Genomic DNA, 16,653 nt, shown 5'->3' with positions numbered 1-16,653 from the left:
TCTGACCCACGTGGCGGCCGTGCCCACTCGATCCCGGGAGCCGGATGCGCTGACCTGGATCGGGGCTCACCCCGGGGTCAGGCCGACAGCGGGGGCACGACCTCGTAGTCGTCGGTCTCGGGGTCACCGAGCTCCGACCGGCGCGGCTCGATCTCGTCGTGCTCGTCCGGGCCGTCGAGGTCATCGAGGGCATCGAGGTCGGGGTCGTAGTCGTCGCCCACGACCCCATCGGCGTCGACGTGGGCGGGGCGCATCTCGGCGGGCGGGGCCGCTCCCTCCGCGATCGCGCGCACCGTGGCCTGCACGTCGGGGTCGGCCGTCCGGTCGTGACCGAGCGCGGCCGCACGGCTCACCCGCTCGAAGGTGGCCCGTCCCCACGACAGGTCGTGCCCGACGTGGTCGGCGTCGATCTCGGCCGTGGTGCGCAGCTGGCCGTCGTTGCCGACGTACTGCTTCACCGTGAGGTTGCCCTCGGCGACGATCGGCTGGCCCTTGCGCAGCGCCACGGCAGCGTTGGCCGCCAGTGCACTGAACGTGATGACGCTGTAGAAGCTCGTCTCGCCGTCGTAGTAGCGACCGTCGGCGCCGCGGCGGTAGGGCGTGTGCGCGACTCGGAAGGTCGTGTAGATGCTGCCCGTGCGGCCGGTGCGCTGCACCGGGTCGGTCACGACGTTGCCGTGCACGGTGATGCGGGTCTCGTTCATGCGCAGTGCTCCTCATCTCGGTGCGGCGACGCGATCGCCGCCGCTGAGGACCACTCTGCGTCGCAGCTCACGGCCCGCAGAAGCCCGTGCAGCGAGCCTGTGGACGACGCCGTGCCGCACGGAGGGAGGTGTGGACGATCCTCAGCGCGCGGCGACGTCGAGGTGCTGGCGCGTCTCGCGGTGCCGTGAGAGCACCTCGGAGACGGGGGCGAGGATGCGCTCGTCGGCCACCGCGGCCACCGAGGCGGTCAGGCGCTCGCCCACGACGGCTCGTCGTCGCCGGGCGCCGATGCGGGCCCACCACCGCGACAGCACGCCGAGGCCGAGGCCGAGCAGCACTCCCCCGACGAGCATGAGCAACGGGACGGGGAGGATGCCGAAGGAGGGCGTCTCGGGACGCGGCAGCGCGAGCAGCCCCACCACCCAGAGCACCGCCAGCCAGACGAGGCCTGCGATCGCGATGAGTCCGAGGGCCCACTGCACGATGTTGACGATGAGCCACCAGATCGGCCGGCGCGCGCGCAACGAGGTGGTGAGCATCGCCTGGTCGAGGGCGTCGGCGAGTGCGCCATCTCCCCCGTCGACGGCGTCCTCGACCGACTGCTGCCAGCGCACCGGAAGCCCGTCGGTGGCGTCGCGCACGAAGGTGCGGGTCGCGAGGTCGACCGCCGAGACGGTCGCCGCGGTGGGCGTCGGGATCGACGACCGGCCGAGCACCGCACGCACGTCGGCGCCCTGGATCTCGACCGGGATCGGCGGCCGCCCACCGGTGCGGTCGAGGCGCAGCCGGCGCAGGGGGTCGGCGGCGAAGCCCTTGGTCCACCGGGCGAAGAGCCAACCGGTGTGGGCGAACGCCTCACGTCGGTAGTCGCGCGCCACCGCGTCGAGCACGATGGGCACGCCGGCCGACCTCGCGAGGGAGGTGTCGAGCGCCCGGCGGTCGAGCGAGGCGGTGTCGGGCTCGCTGTCGGCGACGCCGTGCCGCAGGGTCGAGGCTGCGCCGACGAGGTCGGAGCGCAGTCGCTGACGCGAGGCCGCATGTCCTGCAACGGCATTGGCGAGGCGCTGGCGCAGCTTGTCGATGCCGGCCCCGGTCACCGTCGAGGTGGGCAGCACCGTCGCCTTGCTGACTCCGTCGGACTCGAGGAGGGCGCCGAGGTCGCTGACGACCGCCTTCACCCCGGCCTCCGACAGCCGGTCGGACTGGTTGAGCACCGCGAGCGTGACGGCGCCGTGACGCGAGAGGATCGAGACGAAGTCGTCGTGCAGCCGGGCATCGGCATACTTCTGCGGGTCGGTGACCCACACGAAGACGTCGACGAGCTCGAGGATGCGCTCGGCCTCGACGCGGTGGGCGACCTCGCGCGAGTCGAAGTCGGGCAGGTCGAGCAGCACGAGGCCGTCGAGGGCACCGGCCGAGCCGGCCGAGCCACCTCCGGCAGCGGCGACGTCGGACGTTGGGGTCGCCTCGACGACGTGACGGGTGTCGACGGCGAGCCAGTCGAGCAGCTCGCTGGCGTCGGAGTCACCCCAGATGGCCGCGGTGGGCAGCGAGGTCGTCGGCCGACGGGCGCCGATCGTGGCGACGTCGGACCCGACGAGGGCGTTGAAGAGCGAGGACTTGCCGCTGCCGGTGGCACCTGCCAGGGCGACGACCGTGTGGTCCCCGGTGATGCCGCCGCGCTCGACCGCCTTGTCGACGACGCGGCGCGCCCGGTCGACCGCCAGCGGGTCGAGCTCGGCCGCCCCCGCGAGCAGCGCCATCGAGAGGGCGCTCGTGCGCTCCCCGACCTCGGCGGCCGGCACCGCCTTGACCTTGGCGCGACCCATCTTCAGCGGGCTCATCGGGCGGCCCGCACGGCGGCAGCCGCCTGCTCGAGCGTCCGGGTCTTGTCGGCGTCGACGTGCACCGTCGTCACGGCTCCTTCGTAGCGCTCACGCTCGGCGGCATACAGCTCCTCGACGCGGGCCAGCAGACGCTCGCGCGCCTGGCGCGCCAGCTCGCGCACGGCCTGGTCTCCGAAGACGGCCTCGAGCAGCTTCTGACCGACGACGGCCGTGCCGCCCGCGATGCCGATCTCGGCGCCGGTGACCCCGGCCGTGCTCGCAAAGGTCACGAGCATCAGCACGACCCCGAGACCGTTGACGCCGTAGGCCATGATGCGGGCCGTCGTGCGACGGTCCTTGCCCTCGGCCCGCACCATCTCGAGGATGTCGCCCTGCCAGTCGCGCACGAGCCGCTCGGCCCGCGGCCGGGCCGCGTCGCTCGACCGGGCGAGACCGGGGTCTGCTGCGAGCAGCTGCTCACCCCCGGGCAGGACGCGCCAGGCGCGGGCGGTCGTCGAGGCCGCGAGCTCGGCGCGGTTGGTGATGAGGGCCTCGACACCGGACTGCAGCGCCTCTCCGAGGTTGTCGGCGCGCGCCGGCTCGCCTCTGAGGAAGGAGGTGAAGCGGTCGCGCACCCGCGAGACCGTCGACTCGACCTGACGGAAGAACTCCCCCGTACCGACGAACTCCTGCCAGCGGGCGAGCACCTCGCCGCGCAGCAGGCTGCCGTCCTCCATGCCCTCGTGCACCTGCGTCAGGCCATCGCCGTATGCCGTGCGGGCGGCTTCCAGGAGCGCCTCGCCTGCCGCTGCCTGCTCGGCTCCGGCGGTCAGCAGCGCCTGGGTGCGCAGGTCGAGCGAGGTCAGTGCCCCCTCGAGCGTCTGGCGCACGACGACGGCCCGCGCCTGCGCGTCGCCGGCCAGCGCCGCGAGCCAGCCGCGCAGTCGCTCGATCTGGTCGGCGGGCAGCAGCCCGTCGACGAGGTCGGACTCGAGCACGGTGAAGATGGGGGCCCGATCGAGGCCCTGCTCGCGCAGCATCGTCGCGAGGTGGGTGCGGATCTCGTCGACAGCGGCCGGCGGCACCCGGTCGAGCACGACGGCGACCGCGGTGCCGCGCTCGCTCGCCTCGCGCAGCAGGTGCCACGGCACGGCGTCGGCATAGCGGGCGGCGGTCGTGACGAAGATCCAGAGGTCGGCGGCGGCGAGCAGCTGGCCGGCGAGCTCGCGGTTGGCCTCGACGACGCTGTCGATGTCGGGGGCGTCGAGAAGGGCGAGGCCCGCGGTCACGGCCTCGCTCGACACCAGGCGAACGGCGCCGGGGCCGTCAGAGGAGGAGTGCCGCCCGGTGATGCGCGCGAGGCCGGGCAGGATGCGCTGGCCGGAGAACCACGCGGCATCGGACGGGTGGTGCACGAGCACAGGTGATCGGGTCGTGGGGCGCAGGACCCCGGAGAGCGAGACCTCGCCGCCGACCACCGAGTTGACGAGGGTCGACTTGCCGGCGCCCGTCGATCCGCCCACCACCGCGAGGAGGGGAGCGTCGATCGAGGTGAGCCGTGGGAGGACGTAGTCGTCGAGCTGGTGGAGCAGCCGCGTGCGCGTGGAGCGTCCCTCGGCCGAACCGGGGAGGTCGAGCGGGAGGCTGACCTCCGAGACGGCGGACCTCAGGCCCTGCACCGCCCCGAGCAGCCGGGCATTGCCCGCCCCTGATTCACCCGCCACGAGCGCAATCCTCCCTTGTCAGCACGAACTCACCAAACCGAAACGCCCCTGTCTCGCAGGGGATCTGCAGGCATCGTCGTGGGCCCTTCGTCGGCACCTCGACCAGCCCCTCGAACGTCACGCCGTCACCGCGTCGCGCGTGACTGCCAGTGGCGCTCGAGGACGGGCGTCTCGACCAGGTGCTCCACTCGCACACCGGCAGGCAGCGACCGAGGCCGCACCGGCTCGAGGCCACGACTCTGCCGGTTGGCATCGCGGGTCGAGCAGATCTGCAGGTGAGGGCTCCCGACCGGGGCGGCGCGGGTCAGCTCGCGCAGCGTCGTGCCGTGCAGGAGCACCGCCGCGCAGTCTACGAGCCAGCGCGCTCGCGCCAGCACAGCGGGGCCCGGCCGGCCTGCGTGCACCCGTGGGTCCTCGAGCGGGCTCTCGACGCCGTCGCCCAGCCACACGTGCGCGTCGGTGCCGGCGAGCAGCGACTCGACGCTCGCGATGACGACGGCATCGTCGGCGCCCCCGGTGTCGACCTGCACGACCACCTCGGGGATCGACCACACGAGGTGGGTGCCGCGCACGTCGGCATCGGGCAGACGGCGCGCGAGCGCGACCGTCTCGGCGTTCTTCGTGGCGGTGAGGTCACCCCGGCCGGGCAGGTCGGGCCCGTCGTGCCAGACCACCGCGTCAGCGAGCCACCGCATCTCGGCACCGGCCACGTGGGCCCGGTGACCGTAGTCCCAGTCCTCGCCGCCGTAGGCACGGAAGGTCTCGTCGAAGCCTCCGAGCTGCTCGTGCAGGTGACGGCTCACACTGACGGCAGCGCCGATGACGAGCTGGTAGGCGCGGTCATCGGGGCGCGTCAGGTCGGCGGTGCGCTCGTAGCCGTCAAGCAGCCACTCCGGCTCGTCGATCGGCTCGGGCTGCTCGCCGTCCCCGCCGAGCCAGCTGCGCACGGCATCACCCGTCCAGCCGTCGAGGTCGGCGTGCAGCCGGTGACCCACCGTGAGGTCCCACGGCGACGTGGTCACCGACAGGACCTTCTCGAGGTAGTCACGGGCAGGCACGCAGTCCTGGTCGATGAAGACGAGCACGTCACCCACCGCGGCCGAGGCCCCGAGGTTGCGCGCCGCTGCGAGCCGGAAGCCCTCGTCGCGCTGCCGGACGACCGTGGTCACGAAGTCGCGGTCGCCGACGCGTGGGGCCACGCTCGACCCGTCGTCGGCGATGACAACCTCGAAGCGCGAGGCGGGCAGGGTCTGGAGGTCGAGTCCGGCGAGCAGCCTGTCGAGCTGGTCCTGCCGCTCATAGAAGGGCACGACGACACTCACCCGCAGCTCGGGCGACGACGACTGCACCTGCGAGGGCCACTGCTGGACAGGGGAATTCAAGGGATGCTCCTCAGGACGGCCTCGTGTGCGAGGGCGCTGTCGGCCCATGTGGGGCCGAGACGGACGGCGTCGTCGACCCAGGTGCTGTCGGGCGACTGCAGGGCTCTGCCGATCGCGCTCGCCAGGCCGGCAGCGTCGTCGACGAGCGTGACGACCCCGGGCAGGCGCTCCGCGAGCTCGCGCGTGTAGGCCCCGGCCAGGACGATCGGCTTGCGCCCCAGTGCAATCCACGTGTTGATCGATCCTGAGGCAGAGATGTGCCGGTGAGCCGCGACGGGCACGGCCACCGACTGCAGCACCTCGGGGAGGTCGCGCTCGGGCACGTAGCCGGTGAGGGTGAAGCGCGTCCCCTGACGATCGGCGCGCGCGGTCAGGTCGTCGACGAGCGACTCGTGACCCGAGGAGACACCCCCGACGTTGACGACGGCGACCTCATGACCGCGAGCGACGATCGCAGCGGCATCGATGACCTCCTCCAGTCCCTTTCCGGGATAAAGGAATCCGAGCACACCAACCTGAGGCACTCCGGGACTTGGCTCCGGTCGCTCGGTCGCGGCGGCCCCGACCCGCTCGAGCGGCAGCGGGAGGACGACGACCGGCGTGTCACTCGACTCGTCGAGGCATCGGGCGAGGAGGGTGCGCTCGTGCTCGCTCGCCACGACGACGACCGCTGCGCTCTCGACGAAGCGTCGGTAGGCCGCCCGCCGACGAGCGTGCCTCGCCTCCCCCTCCTCGGGCTGCGGGACGTCGTGTAGGCAGAGGGCGAGCGCACTGGTGCGGGCCAGGTCCTCGACGAGGTCGGCGGCCTCGGCAGGACTGCGCCCGAGGAGGTGGTCGGTCACGTGGATCATCGCGCTGTCGTGGCCGACGAGGGCGCGCCGAAGGTCGTCGGCAGCCGTCGTGGGGTCGGTGGTGCTGATGCGGACGAGCCGCGCGCCCAGACCCGGGGTGGACGCTGCGAGACGGAGGGCGTGGATGACCACGCCGTGGCGCTCGGGGCCCACGACGGCATACGCGCTCATCGGTCTGCCGGGCCCGCCGACGCCGCGGGGTCCTCTGCCAGCTCAGCCAGCAGGGCGAGCTGCGTGCGATGCCTGCGCACGATGTCGTCGACGACGTGGGGCCGGCTCTGCAGCCAGGCCAGCTGGGTCGCCGCCACCTCCGCGTCGGGCACCGGCTCGCCCGCGATGAGCCAGGACTCGCGAGCCGCGCTCGAGTCGATCCCGAGGGCGTCCAGCACCTCCGCCTCGACCGGCGCGTGCACCGCGTCGAGGAGGCGGCGACCGGGATCGACGGCCGTGGCCGGCAGACCCAGCACCTCCTCCGCCCGTCGGGCGAGCCCGACCAGCACGGGGTTGGCGGGGTGGTTGATGGTGCGCATGGCCCCGGCTCCGGCCTCCAGCACGAGGTCGCTGACGGGCACGGCCCCTGCCGCCGCTTCGCGCCGCCGCAGCTCGGCGATCGACGACTCCGAGACGGCGACCGCCACCTGCGCGGCCGGGCGGAGCGGGGCGCCACTGGCGGCGCGCAGCACCGTGCGGGCGTCGTGGTAGGGCACGAGAGGGGGGTCACCCTCCTCGGCATGGTGGTGCACGATCTGCCACGGGTGCAGCCCGGAGTAGCGGATGACGGGCCACACCACGGTGCGGGCCCGGGTGGCCGTCTGCTGCACCTGACCGGCGCCCAGCGGCAGGTCGTGATAGTCGTCGGCAATCGGCTGCGTGAGCACGACGTCGGCCCGGGCGAGCAGCCGCTGCAGCAGCGGCACCTCGTCGGCGGCCAGCTCGTGCACCGGCGGGAGGCGCACGCTCGACCACGGCGCGCCGGGCGCGTCCTGGAGCAGCTGTCGAAGCGACTCCGCCTGGCAGTTGCCGTGCACGACGAGCAGGGGCCGGTCGCCGTCGGGCAGCGGCTCGAGCCCGTAGAAGTGCCCGTAGTGGCGGGCGCGGGCGGGATCTGCCGTGATCGCCCGGACGTCGCTGGAGGCGTCGCGCGCATCGGGCTCGATCGAGCGCGCGTCTGTCAGGTCCCGGGTCACATGGAGCCCCTACCCGTCAGGGGCCCCGCGCCCCTCACACGGTCCCGCTCAGCGAGACCGCGCCCCTCCGCGGCCGAGGTCGCCGGTTTGACCGACACCGCACGCGGGTAGGAGTGGGGGGTGACAGGCACAGACCAGAACCCGGCAGGGTGATCGGCGACCCTCAGCCGGCCCTCGGGCGCCCCGACGGCGTCCAGCGTTCCGGCACCCCCGCCCGCTCCGTCAGCGTCGTGCGCGACCTCGTCAACGGTCGCGCGTCCATGCCACTGCGGATCGCCCTCATCGCGCCGTGCGACCACCCCATCGCGCAGCCCTTCGCCGGGGGCCTCGAGTCCCTCGTGTGGCAGCTGCGACGCGCGCTGGTCGCCCGTGGCCACGACGTCACGCTCTTTGCTGCCGACGGCTCGGACGAGGCCGACGAGGAGCACGTGCTGCCCGTGGGCGGCTGGGCCCCGTCGCGCACCGCCGCCGGTGACGTGTCGATGCCGGTCGAGGGCTTCATGGCCGCCCACCACGCCTACCTGCGCCTGCTGATGTCGCTCGCCGGCCCTCGGGGTGACGAGTTCGACGTCGTGCACAACCATGCCCTGCACCACCTCCCCGTCGCGATGAGCCCGCTGCTCGTGCCGCCCATGCTCACCTCGCTGCACACGCCGCCGACCCCGTGGCTGGAGTCGGCGATCGAGCTGACCCGGGGTGACAGCGGCCGGGGCGAGTTCGCTGCCGTCAGCCGCTTCGTGGCCCGGCAGTGGCGGGTCCTGCGGCCCGACGACGAGGCCCACGTCGTGCCCAACGGCGTCGATCTCGGCACCTGGCAGGCGGGACGCGGAGGTCCCGGGCTGGTGTGGTCGGGCCGGCTCGTGCCCGAGAAGGCGCCGCACCTGGCGATCGAGGCCGCCCGGCTCGCCGGGATGCCCCTCGTGCTGGCGGGCCCGATCGCGGACCCCGACTACTTCGACGCCATGGTGCGTCCGCGCCTCGGACCGCAGATCTCGTATGCCGGGCACCTCGCGACTCCTGACCTCGTCTCGCTCATCGGGTCGTCGGCGGCCGCGCTCGTGACGCCGGTCTGGGACGAGCCCTACGGCCTCGTCGTCGCGGAGGCGCTCGCGTGCGGCACACCCGTGGTCGCCTTCGCCCGCGGCGGCATACCGGAGGTGCTCCACGACGTGACCGACGAGCCCGCCCCCGGGTCCCGGTCAGCGGTGGGGCGGCTCGTGCGCCCCGGCGACGTGCCGGCGCTCGCGGCCGCCGCCGTCGAGGCTGTCGACCTCGACCGCACGGTCGTGCGGCGCCACGCGCGTCAGCACCTCTCGCTCGACCGGATGGTCACGGCCTACGAGCTGCTCTATGACCGGCTGCAGTCAGGTGCCACCTGGGAGTCCGGCCAGCCAGCGTGATGAGGCCCTCGTCGGCGAAGGCCGCGAGCCATCCCTCCATGGGGAACCACCCCCACCGCCCGGCAAAGCGGTTGCTGTTGCGCACGATGTCGGCGAGGTGGCGTCGCGGTGGGCTCTCCACCTCGTGGTGCTGGTGGTATGCCGGTGCGCCGCCGACCCAGCACAACCGGCCGTCCGCTCGCGCCAGCTTCATCGCGAAGTCGGTGTCCTCGCCGCCGTAGCCGTCGTAGCCCTCGTCGAAGCCGCCCACTCGCTGCCACGTGTCGGCGGTGATGGCGAAGGAGAGTGACCAGAAGAGCCTGAGGTCGTCAGTGGCAACGACGCCATCAGGCGGGGCCACGGGGCGAGCCGCATGGGGTCGCGACTGCTCGAGTTCCATTGCGGTGTAACGCTCCCCACGGGTGCGCGGCGAAAGGTAGTGCACGGCACCTGACCACACGTCGTCTGAGCCGGGCTTCGCACCCTGGGCCACCTCGCGGTGGCGCTCGACGAGTCGGCGACCCGGGATGCAGTCGACGTCGAGGAAGACGAGCAGCTCGGCCCCCGCGGCGATGGCACGCGCCGCAGCCCGGTTGCGCGCGGCCGCGAGCGGCAGCCCCCACCGGTGGGCGTCGACGGCGACGACGTCGACGGGCACCTCGGGCGGGGCGTGGGTGCGCACGACAGAGGCGATCTCCGGGTCGTCCATCGCCGCCACGACGAGCAGGTCAGGCGCGACGGACCCGGCCGCCAGCCCGCGCAGCAGCTCCTCGAGGTGGTGGTGGCGACCGTGGGCGAGGGTGAGGAGCGCGGTCGTCGGCGCAGTCGTCGTCACGAGCTCTCGACGCCGGCCAGGGCGTCGATGAGGGCGGCACACCGCGCCGCTCCGCCCCCGTCGGTCCAGCGGCTCCACCCGTCGACGTCGATCCGGGAGGCCGACTCGAGCAGGCTCGGCCACACACCGGGCTCGGGCCAGGTCGACAGGCCGTGGCCCACGCCGGTCGCCTCGAGTCCGCGCACGGTGAAGTGCTGCTCGTCGTGCGGACGGCGCTGGGCGATGATCACCGCACCGCGCCGCGCGGCGGCCACCTCCGAGACGACGTTCTGACCGGCGTGACCGACGACGACGTCAGCGTCTTGCAGGCTCTGCCACAGCGCGTCGGGACCGACGTCGCGGCACACCGTCCACGACCAGTCGGACGTCGCCCGGCGGGCCGCGTCGATCTGCGCCTCGGTGACGTCGGTGCCTCCGGCGCCCCAGACGAGCGCGACCCGGCGGCCGCGCGGCGGTGCCACGGGCGCTCGGTCGTCGAAGCGCGAGAACGACCCGAGCCAGGTCGTCTTGTCGTCCCAGCGGGGCTGCCAGCCCCCGACGATCGAGGCCGCCCGGGGCCAGGTCGCGATGAGCGCCGTGGCGCTGTCGTAGGCGAGCTGGTGCTGGCGGTCACTGCGGTCACCCGGCTTGACGAAGGTCGCCACCGGCACGCCGAGCAGGCGCACGAGCAACGCGACCTCGACAGACACGTCGGTGACGAAGGTGGCCGGTCGCTGCTCGGCGACCCACGCCGAGATGATCTGCATACGCGAGCGAAAACCACTGTGCTGCAACGGCGCCCAGTGCAACACGCCGCCGGCGGTGTGGTCGTGGCCCTCGGCGGCGTCATCGCGCGGGAGGTCGACCCACCGCTCGCTCGGCCAGTCGTCCGGCCGCGGGGCCGAGCTGAGGATCGTCACGTCGGCCTGCATCCGCGCAGCCACCACGCGGGCCCGGGCCACGTGGCCGACGCCGAGGTGGTGGGCATACCAGCCCACGACCGGCCGGCGCGCGATGTCGCTGCCGGCGTGAGCCGGATGAGCAGGGGCCACGCCGGTCACGTCGCGGCAGCCGGCTCGAGCACCCCGTTGGTCGGCAGCGGGTGGAGGCCCACGGCCGCGGCGGGTGCGGTGACCGACCGACCGAGCAGGCCGGCATACAGCTGCTCGTGGCGCTCAGCGAGGGCCGCCTGCTGCTCGGCGCGCTCGGCTGCGTCGGCCTGCCAGTGGGGGCGGTCCCAGAAGGCCAGCTGCACGGCGGAGAAGACCTGGCCCTCGTCGGGGTCCTCCCCCACCCGCCAGCCGAACGTCAGCATCGGCTGCTGCTCGACCCAGTGCCCGGTGCGCGGCGCGAGCACCGTCGTGCCGAGGTCGTGGCAGGCCTCGACCCAGCCGGAGTGGGTGCCGAAGGCATAGGGCAGCACGGCGAGGTCGAGACCACGCAGGTGCTCCCACAGCTGCGCGTCGGAGCGACGCTCGTGCACTGCGACGCGCAGCCGTCCCCGGCCGTCGAGATCGGCGAGCGACTGCAGCAGGAAGCGGTCGTGGCGCGGGTGAGCGGGGTCGAGCACGTCGCGGTGCAGGTCGACGACGAGCTCCGCGTGCGGGAGGGTGGCCACCGCCTCCGACACGACGCGCACGACCGGCTCGGCGACGACGTTGGCCCGCAGGCTCTTGAGGTCGATGCCGATGACGAAGGGACGCGTCTCGTCGAGGTCGCCCGGACGGGGCGCTCCGACAAGCTCGAGGGGAGCAACGTGCGGGTGCGCGAGCACCTCGGCCGACCGTCCCCAGCGCTGCTCGATCTCGGACGCGGCACCCGCCGTCAGCGTGATGAGCGCGTCAGCGGCCGGCACCAGCACGTCGAGGCGGGCCAGGTGGGCGCTCTGGTCGGTGAAGTGCGGGTTGACGAGGTCGTGGAGCGTGAGGACGAGTGGGATGCCGGCCTCGCGCAGCGCCTGCACCCAACGGCTCAGGTCAGCCGGTGAGGCGGCGTCGAAGCCGAAGTGCAGGTGCACGACATCGACCTCGCCCGCGTGACGACGCACCCACTCGGCGTCGAGCGCCGTCGGTGGCCACCACTGCCCCGCGGGCGCACCGGGCACCGCGGGGTCGTCGAGGTGCACGACCCCGCTCGCGTCGGGGCTCGTCGAGCGCAGTCGCTCGGAGTAGGGGTGGGCGCTCGGGATGGCGAGCACCCGCAGTGCGGGGGTGAGTCGGACCGGTGGCAACCGAGGCTCCTGGGTGAAGGGGTATACCCGTCAGTACCCGTTCTCGCCATGCGCGCAACGCGCCCCCGGCAGGACTCGAACCTGCGACCAAGAGATTAGAAGGCTCTTGCTCTATCCGCTGAGCTACGGGGGCTGGTCCCACCGGGGTGGGCGACGTCCCATGATAGGCAAGCGGACGGGGTGCGCCGGCTCAGGTGACGGGCGAGCCCACGAAGTCGCGCCGGTGGGCCGTGACGGCCTCGAGGAGCACGAGCTCGCGCTGCGTCGCATCCGCCTCGGCGGTGCCGTGGACGAGCCGCGAGCGGAGCAGGGCGAGGTCGCTCGCACTGTCCTGGAAGGCGTTCATCGAGCGCTTGGCCGCGGCGCCTCCGGTCTGGCGCGCCCAGGCCCGGGCCTCGCGACGTTGGCGCAGCGAGGCGAGCATCGCCACCTCGCCGTGGGTGAGCCAGCCTGCGTCGGCGTAGGGCGAGAGGTACTGCCCGATGAGCCGGCCCTCACGGCGGCGCAGCCACACGAGGAAGCCGATGAAGGCGAGGAAGAGCGGCACCTGGTAGGTCACGTAGGCGGCGAGGAAGCCCTCCATGCCCGCGAGCGCCGAGAGGTTCCACAGGCCGTGCAGCAGCATGGCGCAGATCCAGCCGCCGAGCACCGCGAGCACCCGCACGAGCGGGCGGCGCGACGTGACGGCGATGCCGATGCCGATGCCGGTGAGGGCGGTGAAGAGCGGGTGCCCGAACGGACCCATGATGCCGCGCACGATGAAGGTGGCGGTGAGGCCCTCGTCGCCGTAGGTGTCGTAGGCCTGCCCGAGGTAGAGGATGTTCTCGCTGAAGGCGAAGCCGGCCCCGATGATGCCGCCGTAGACGATGCCGTCGATGATGCCGTCGAACTCGCGACGGCGCAGCAGGTAGATGAGCAGGATGCCGAGACCCTTGAGGGTCTCCTCGGTGACGGGTGCGAGGTAGACGGCTCCCGTCTCGAGCGGGTCGGTCCACTGCGACTCGACGAGCAGCCGCAGGCCGTAGGTGTTGAGGAAGAAGGCACCGACGACCGCGACGAGCGCGCCCCAGAAGAAGGCGAACAGGAGGTAGCGCACCGGCTCGGCCTCGAAACGGTCGAGCCACAGGAAGGTCGGCACGATGACGAGGAGCGGGATGACCGCGACCAGCGCGGCCGTGGTGATGGTCTGCGCCGTCAGTCGCTCCCCGAGGATCGAGAGCAGGATGAGCAGCGCGACGAGGAAGACCGACGTCGCGACGCCGATCGTGGTCGCGGTGCGCAGCATCGGCCGCCGGGTCGGGTTGGGCACCGGACTCCACTGCGGCCCACCGGCGTTCGCTCCCCCGCCGCTCGGCTGACCGGTCGTCACGTCCCCTGAGGTCATGCCCGCAGGCTAGTGCAGGGACGGTCGGTGTGGGCAGCGCGACCGACGACGGCGCCGGGTGCCTTTATGGTGGAGCGGTGAGCGACTCCAACCACAGGGCCATGGCTGACCGGATCGTCTGGATCGACTGCGAGATGACCGGGCTGTCGCTGCACGCCGACGCGCTCGTCGAGGTCGCCGCGCTCGTCACCGACTTCGAGCTCAACCAGCTCGGCGAGGGCATCGACGTCGTCGTGAAGCCGCCGGCCGAGGCCCTCGAGCAGATGGACCCCTTCGTGCGCGACATGCACACGACCTCGGGGCTCATCACCGAGTTCGACGCCGGAGTGACGCTCCAGGAGGCCGAGCACATCGTGCTCGACTACATCCGCACCTTCGTCCCCGAGCCGCGCAAGGCCCCGCTGGGTGGCAACACGGTCGCCACCGACCGGGGCTTCCTCGCCCGAGACATGCCCGACCTCGAGGCCTACCTGCACTACCGCATCATCGACGTCAGCTCGATCAAGGAGCTCTCGCGCCGGTGGTATCCACGCGTCTACTTCAACGCCCCCAAGAAGTCGGGCGGGCACCGCGCACTGGCCGACATCCGCGAGTCGATCGCCGAGCTCCGCTACTACCGCCAGGCCGTCTTCGTGCCCCAGCCGGGTCCCGACAGCGCCACGGCCAAGGCGCTCGCGCAGCCCCACGTCATCGCCCCCTGAGCGTCGCGACGGCACACCGCCGAGCCGGTATGCCGTCCGGCTGAGGGTGGTCACGACCACCCTCGGGCAGCCTGTACGATTGACGACGCAGTCCCACGACGCCGAGCCCTCGGGCCCGGCTCGTCCTGTGCATGGTGGGTGTAGCTCAGCTGGTAGAGCACCTGGTTGTGGTCCAGGTGGCCGCGGGTTCAAGTCCCGTCACTCACCCCATGGTCCCCGCACGAGCGGGGTGTATCTGTGGCCCGGTCCCCCTCACGAGGGACCGGGCCACCGTGCGTTCTGGGGCTGGTTGCGGGGCTGCCCGGGCCGCCCCGCTCGCGGATTTGAACCCTACCCTCACGTAAGGGTAGATTCGCTGACCGCACGACAACGACGACGAGGAGAGTCCGTGACCGAGGCGCGCCAGCCGACCGACCTGCTGCAGATCGGCGACGTCTCCGACCGCACCGGCCTCAGCCTGCGCACCATCCGGCACTACGAAGAGGTCGGGCTGCTGCCCGAGCCGCAGCGCAGCCCCGGCGGCTTCCGGCTCTACGGCCACGAGGCCGTCGAGCGCCTGCTGCTCATCAAGCGGATGAAGCCGCTCGACTTCTCGCTCGAGCAGATGCGTGAGCTGATCGAGGTCCGCGAGCAGCTCTCGAGGGGCGGGCTGACGGCCGGTCGCCGGGCCGAGCTGCTCGAGCACCTGCGCACCTTCCACGCACTCGTCGAGCACAAGCTGGGCGTCCTGCGCGAGCGCGTCGAGAGCGCCGAGGCGTTCGCGGTCCAGCTCGCCGACGAGACGCGCCGACGCGACTGACCCCCCTGAGCTGAACGACCCGACCTGATCGACCCGACTTGAACGACCTGACCCGGACACCGTCGTCCCGGGTGCCCACGGCTGCACGTCCCTCCGGGGCGTGCAGCCCGTCCCATCGCACCGAGGAGCCGACTGTGCCCGCCCCCACCGCAGGATCGACTGCGCCCCCGTCCCCGTTCGCCCACGAGCACGACGTCACGTCGGTGCGCGCCGCACTCCGCTCCCCCCGCCGGCTGCGCACCGAGGTCCTGGCCGGCCTCGTCGTCGCGCTCGCGCTCATCCCCGAGGCGATCTCCTTCTCGATCATCGCCGGCGTCGACCCCCGGGTCGGGCTCTTCGCCTCCTTCACGATGGCGGTCAGCATCGCCTTCCTCGGCGGCCGCCCAGCGATGATCTCGGCCGCCACCGGAGCCATCGCGCTGGTCGTCGCGCCGGTGGTGCGCGACCACGGCCTCGACTACCTCATCGCGACCGTCATCCTCGGGGGCGTCATCCAGGTCGTCCTCGCGGTGCTCGGAGTCGCCAAGCTGATGCGGTTCATTCCTCGCTCGGTGATGGTCGGCTTCGTCAACGCCCTCGCCATCCTCATCTTCCTGGCGCAGGTGCCGTACCTGATCGGCGTGTCCTGGGTGGTCTACCCGCTTGTCGCCGTCGGGATCGCGATCATGGTGCTGCTGCCCCGCATCACCTCGGCCGTGCCCGCCCCGCTCGTCGCCATCGTCGTGCTGACCCTCTTCACCGTGGTCGCCTCGATCGCGGTGCCGACCGTGGGCGACGAGGGCACGCTCCCGGAGAGCCTCCCGAGCCTCCTCTTCCCCGACGTGCCGTTCACCCTCGAGACCTTGACGATCATCGCTCCCTATGCGCTGGCCATGGCGCTCGTCGGCCTCATGGAGTCGCTCATGACGGCCAAGCTCGTCGACGACGTGACCGACACCCACTCCTCCAAGACCCGCGAGGCCTGGGGCCAGGGCGCGGCCAACATCATCACCGGCTTCTTCGGAGGCATGGGCGGCTGCGCGATGATCGGCCAGACGATGATCAACGTCAAGGCCTCGCAGGCGCGCACCCGCATCTCGACCTTCCTCGCCGGTGTCTTCCTGCTCGTGGCCGTCGTGGGGCTCGGTGACATCGTGGCGGTCATCCCGATGGCGGCCCTCGTCGCCGTCATGGTCATGGTCTCGGTCGGCACGATGGACTGGCACAGCATCCAGCCCCGGACCCTGCGGCGGATGCCCAAGAGCGAGACGCTGGTGATGCTCGCCACGGTCGCCGTCGTCGTCATCACGCACAACCTCGCCATCGGCGTCATCGTCGGTGTCATCGTCGCGATGGTCATGTTCGCCCGGCGCGTGGCCCACTTCACCCGCGTCGTGCCGGTCGCCCACCCCGACCCCGACACCGTCGTGTATGCCGTCGAGGGCGAGCTCTTCTTCGCCTCGAGCAACGACCTCGTCCACCAGTTCGACTACGTGGGCGATCCGAGGAACGTCATCATCGACCTGTCGAGGTCCCACATCTGGGACGCATCGACCGTCGCTACGCTCGATGCCATCACGACGAAGTACGAACGCAAGGGCAAGACCGTCACCATCACCGGCCTCAACGACTCGAGTCTCGAACGTCACGACCGGCTGGCCGGCCACCTCGGAGCCGGTCACTGACGCTGGG

14 protein-coding genes and 2 tRNA genes are annotated in these 16,653 nt (G+C 72.4%); 5 read left to right on the top strand and 11 right to left on the bottom strand.

Translation table 11 applies throughout. The features are described from left to right. Positions 1–77 precede the first annotated feature (77 nt). From LG278_RS08315 to LG278_RS08290, 6 genes are all read right to left on the bottom strand, one after another. The gene (locus tag LG278_RS08315) at positions 78–704 is read right to left on the bottom strand and encodes a single-stranded DNA-binding protein (protein WP_404392762.1); all 627 of its coding nucleotides are present in this window, start codon (positions 702–704) and stop codon (positions 78–80) included. Positions 705–845: 141 nt separating this feature from the next. Beyond that, on the bottom strand, positions 846–2,549 hold the full coding sequence (locus tag LG278_RS08310) for a YfjP family GTPase (protein ID WP_404392760.1): 1,704 nt from the start codon (positions 2,547–2,549) through the stop codon (positions 846–848). Beyond that, a complete protein-coding gene (locus tag LG278_RS08305) occupies positions 2,546–4,255 on the bottom strand; it encodes an ABC transporter (RefSeq protein WP_404392758.1) in 1,710 nt (569 codons plus the stop codon). Before LG278_RS08305 ends, LG278_RS08310 begins: the two co-directional genes overlap by 4 nt. Before the next feature lie 125 nt (positions 4,256–4,380). Further along, positions 4,381–5,637, bottom strand: a complete 1,257-nt coding sequence (locus LG278_RS08300) for a glycosyltransferase family 2 protein (RefSeq protein WP_404392756.1) — start codon at positions 5,635–5,637, stop codon at positions 4,381–4,383. Continuing rightward, positions 5,634–6,659, bottom strand: coding sequence for a hypothetical protein (locus tag LG278_RS08295; RefSeq protein WP_404392754.1), 1,026 nt, complete (start codon positions 6,657–6,659; stop codon positions 5,634–5,636). The genes LG278_RS08300 and LG278_RS08295 overlap by 4 nt, the downstream gene beginning before the upstream one ends. Continuing rightward, the gene (locus LG278_RS08290; protein ID WP_404392752.1) at positions 6,656–7,675 is read right to left on the bottom strand and encodes a WcbI family polysaccharide biosynthesis putative acetyltransferase; all 1,020 of its coding nucleotides are present in this window, start codon (positions 7,673–7,675) and stop codon (positions 6,656–6,658) included. Before LG278_RS08290 ends, LG278_RS08295 begins: the two co-directional genes overlap by 4 nt. Before the next feature lie 149 nt (positions 7,676–7,824). Here LG278_RS08290 and LG278_RS08285 point away from each other — a divergent pair, with 149 nt between their 5' ends. After that, positions 7,825–9,075 carry a glycosyltransferase gene (locus tag LG278_RS08285; protein WP_404392750.1) on the top strand — a complete coding sequence of 417 codons (1,251 nt, stop codon included), beginning with the start codon at positions 7,825–7,827 and terminating at the stop codon, positions 9,073–9,075. Here LG278_RS08285 and LG278_RS08280 read toward each other — a convergent pair. The 5 genes from LG278_RS08280 to LG278_RS08260 form a co-directional block, all read right to left on the bottom strand. Further along, on the bottom strand, positions 9,005–9,889 hold the full coding sequence (locus LG278_RS08280; protein ID WP_404392748.1) for a galactosyltransferase-related protein: 885 nt from the start codon (positions 9,887–9,889) through the stop codon (positions 9,005–9,007). The two genes, LG278_RS08285 and LG278_RS08280, sit on opposite strands and share 71 nt — an antisense overlap. Continuing rightward, positions 9,886–10,920, bottom strand: coding sequence for a hypothetical protein (locus tag LG278_RS08275; RefSeq protein ID WP_404392746.1), 1,035 nt, complete (start codon positions 10,918–10,920; stop codon positions 9,886–9,888). The genes LG278_RS08280 and LG278_RS08275 overlap by 4 nt, the downstream gene beginning before the upstream one ends. Positions 10,921–10,925: 5 nt before the next feature. Then, positions 10,926–12,098 carry a glycosyltransferase family 1 protein gene (locus LG278_RS08270; RefSeq protein WP_404392744.1) on the bottom strand — a complete coding sequence of 391 codons (1,173 nt, stop codon included), beginning with the start codon at positions 12,096–12,098 and terminating at the stop codon, positions 10,926–10,928. A 60-nt stretch (positions 12,099–12,158) separates the two neighbouring features. Next, positions 12,159–12,231, bottom strand: a tRNA-Arg gene (locus tag LG278_RS08265). A gap of 57 nt (positions 12,232–12,288) precedes the next feature. Next, positions 12,289–13,482: a PrsW family intramembrane metalloprotease gene (locus tag LG278_RS08260; RefSeq protein WP_404392742.1), complete on the bottom strand. Its 1,194-nt coding sequence runs from the start codon at positions 13,480–13,482 to the stop codon at positions 12,289–12,291. A 101-nt stretch (positions 13,483–13,583) separates the two neighbouring features. Between LG278_RS08260 and orn the strand changes: the two genes are divergently transcribed. The 4 genes from orn (at position 13,584) to LG278_RS08240 (ending at position 16,646) form a co-directional block, all read left to right on the top strand. Next, positions 13,584–14,183, top strand: coding sequence for an oligoribonuclease (orn, locus tag LG278_RS08255; protein WP_404393581.1), 600 nt, complete (start codon positions 13,584–13,586; stop codon positions 14,181–14,183). Positions 14,184–14,317: 134 nt separating this feature from the next. After that, a tRNA-His gene (locus LG278_RS08250) sits at positions 14,318–14,393 on the top strand. 178 nt (positions 14,394–14,571) lie between these two features. After that, positions 14,572–14,982 (top strand): MerR family transcriptional regulator, encoded by a 411-nt coding sequence (locus tag LG278_RS08245; RefSeq protein ID WP_404392740.1) that lies wholly within the window; start codon positions 14,572–14,574, stop codon positions 14,980–14,982. A gap of 134 nt (positions 14,983–15,116) precedes the next feature. Further along, on the top strand, positions 15,117–16,646 hold the full coding sequence (locus LG278_RS08240; RefSeq protein ID WP_404392738.1) for a SulP family inorganic anion transporter: 1,530 nt from the start codon (positions 15,117–15,119) through the stop codon (positions 16,644–16,646). Positions 16,647–16,653: the final 7 nt, after the last annotated feature.

This window comes from Humibacillus xanthopallidus (assembly GCF_044793955.1).
Taxonomy (GTDB): Bacteria; Actinomycetota; Actinomycetes; order Actinomycetales; family Dermatophilaceae; genus Humibacillus; species Humibacillus xanthopallidus_C.
The sequence above is the reverse complement of the archived record's forward strand: the minus strand, read 5'-3'. Positions and strand labels throughout refer to the sequence as shown.

Bases quoted from the DNA above. Each gene is read 5' to 3' on its own strand.
- orn (WP_404393581.1), top strand. From the start codon at position 13,584: ATGGCTGACCGGATCGTCTGGATCGACTGCGAGATGACCGGGCTGTCG.
- LG278_RS08315 (WP_404392762.1), bottom strand. From the start codon at position 704: ATGAACGAGACCCGCATCACCGTGCACGGCAACGTCGTGACCGACCCG.
- LG278_RS08310 (WP_404392760.1), bottom strand. From the start codon at position 2,549: ATGAGCCCGCTGAAGATGGGTCGCGCCAAGGTCAAGGCGGTGCCGGCC.
- LG278_RS08295 (WP_404392754.1), bottom strand. From the start codon at position 6,659: ATGAGCGCGTATGCCGTCGTGGGCCCCGAGCGCCACGGCGTGGTCATC.
- LG278_RS08260 (WP_404392742.1), bottom strand. From the start codon at position 13,482: ATGACCTCAGGGGACGTGACGACCGGTCAGCCGAGCGGCGGGGGAGCG.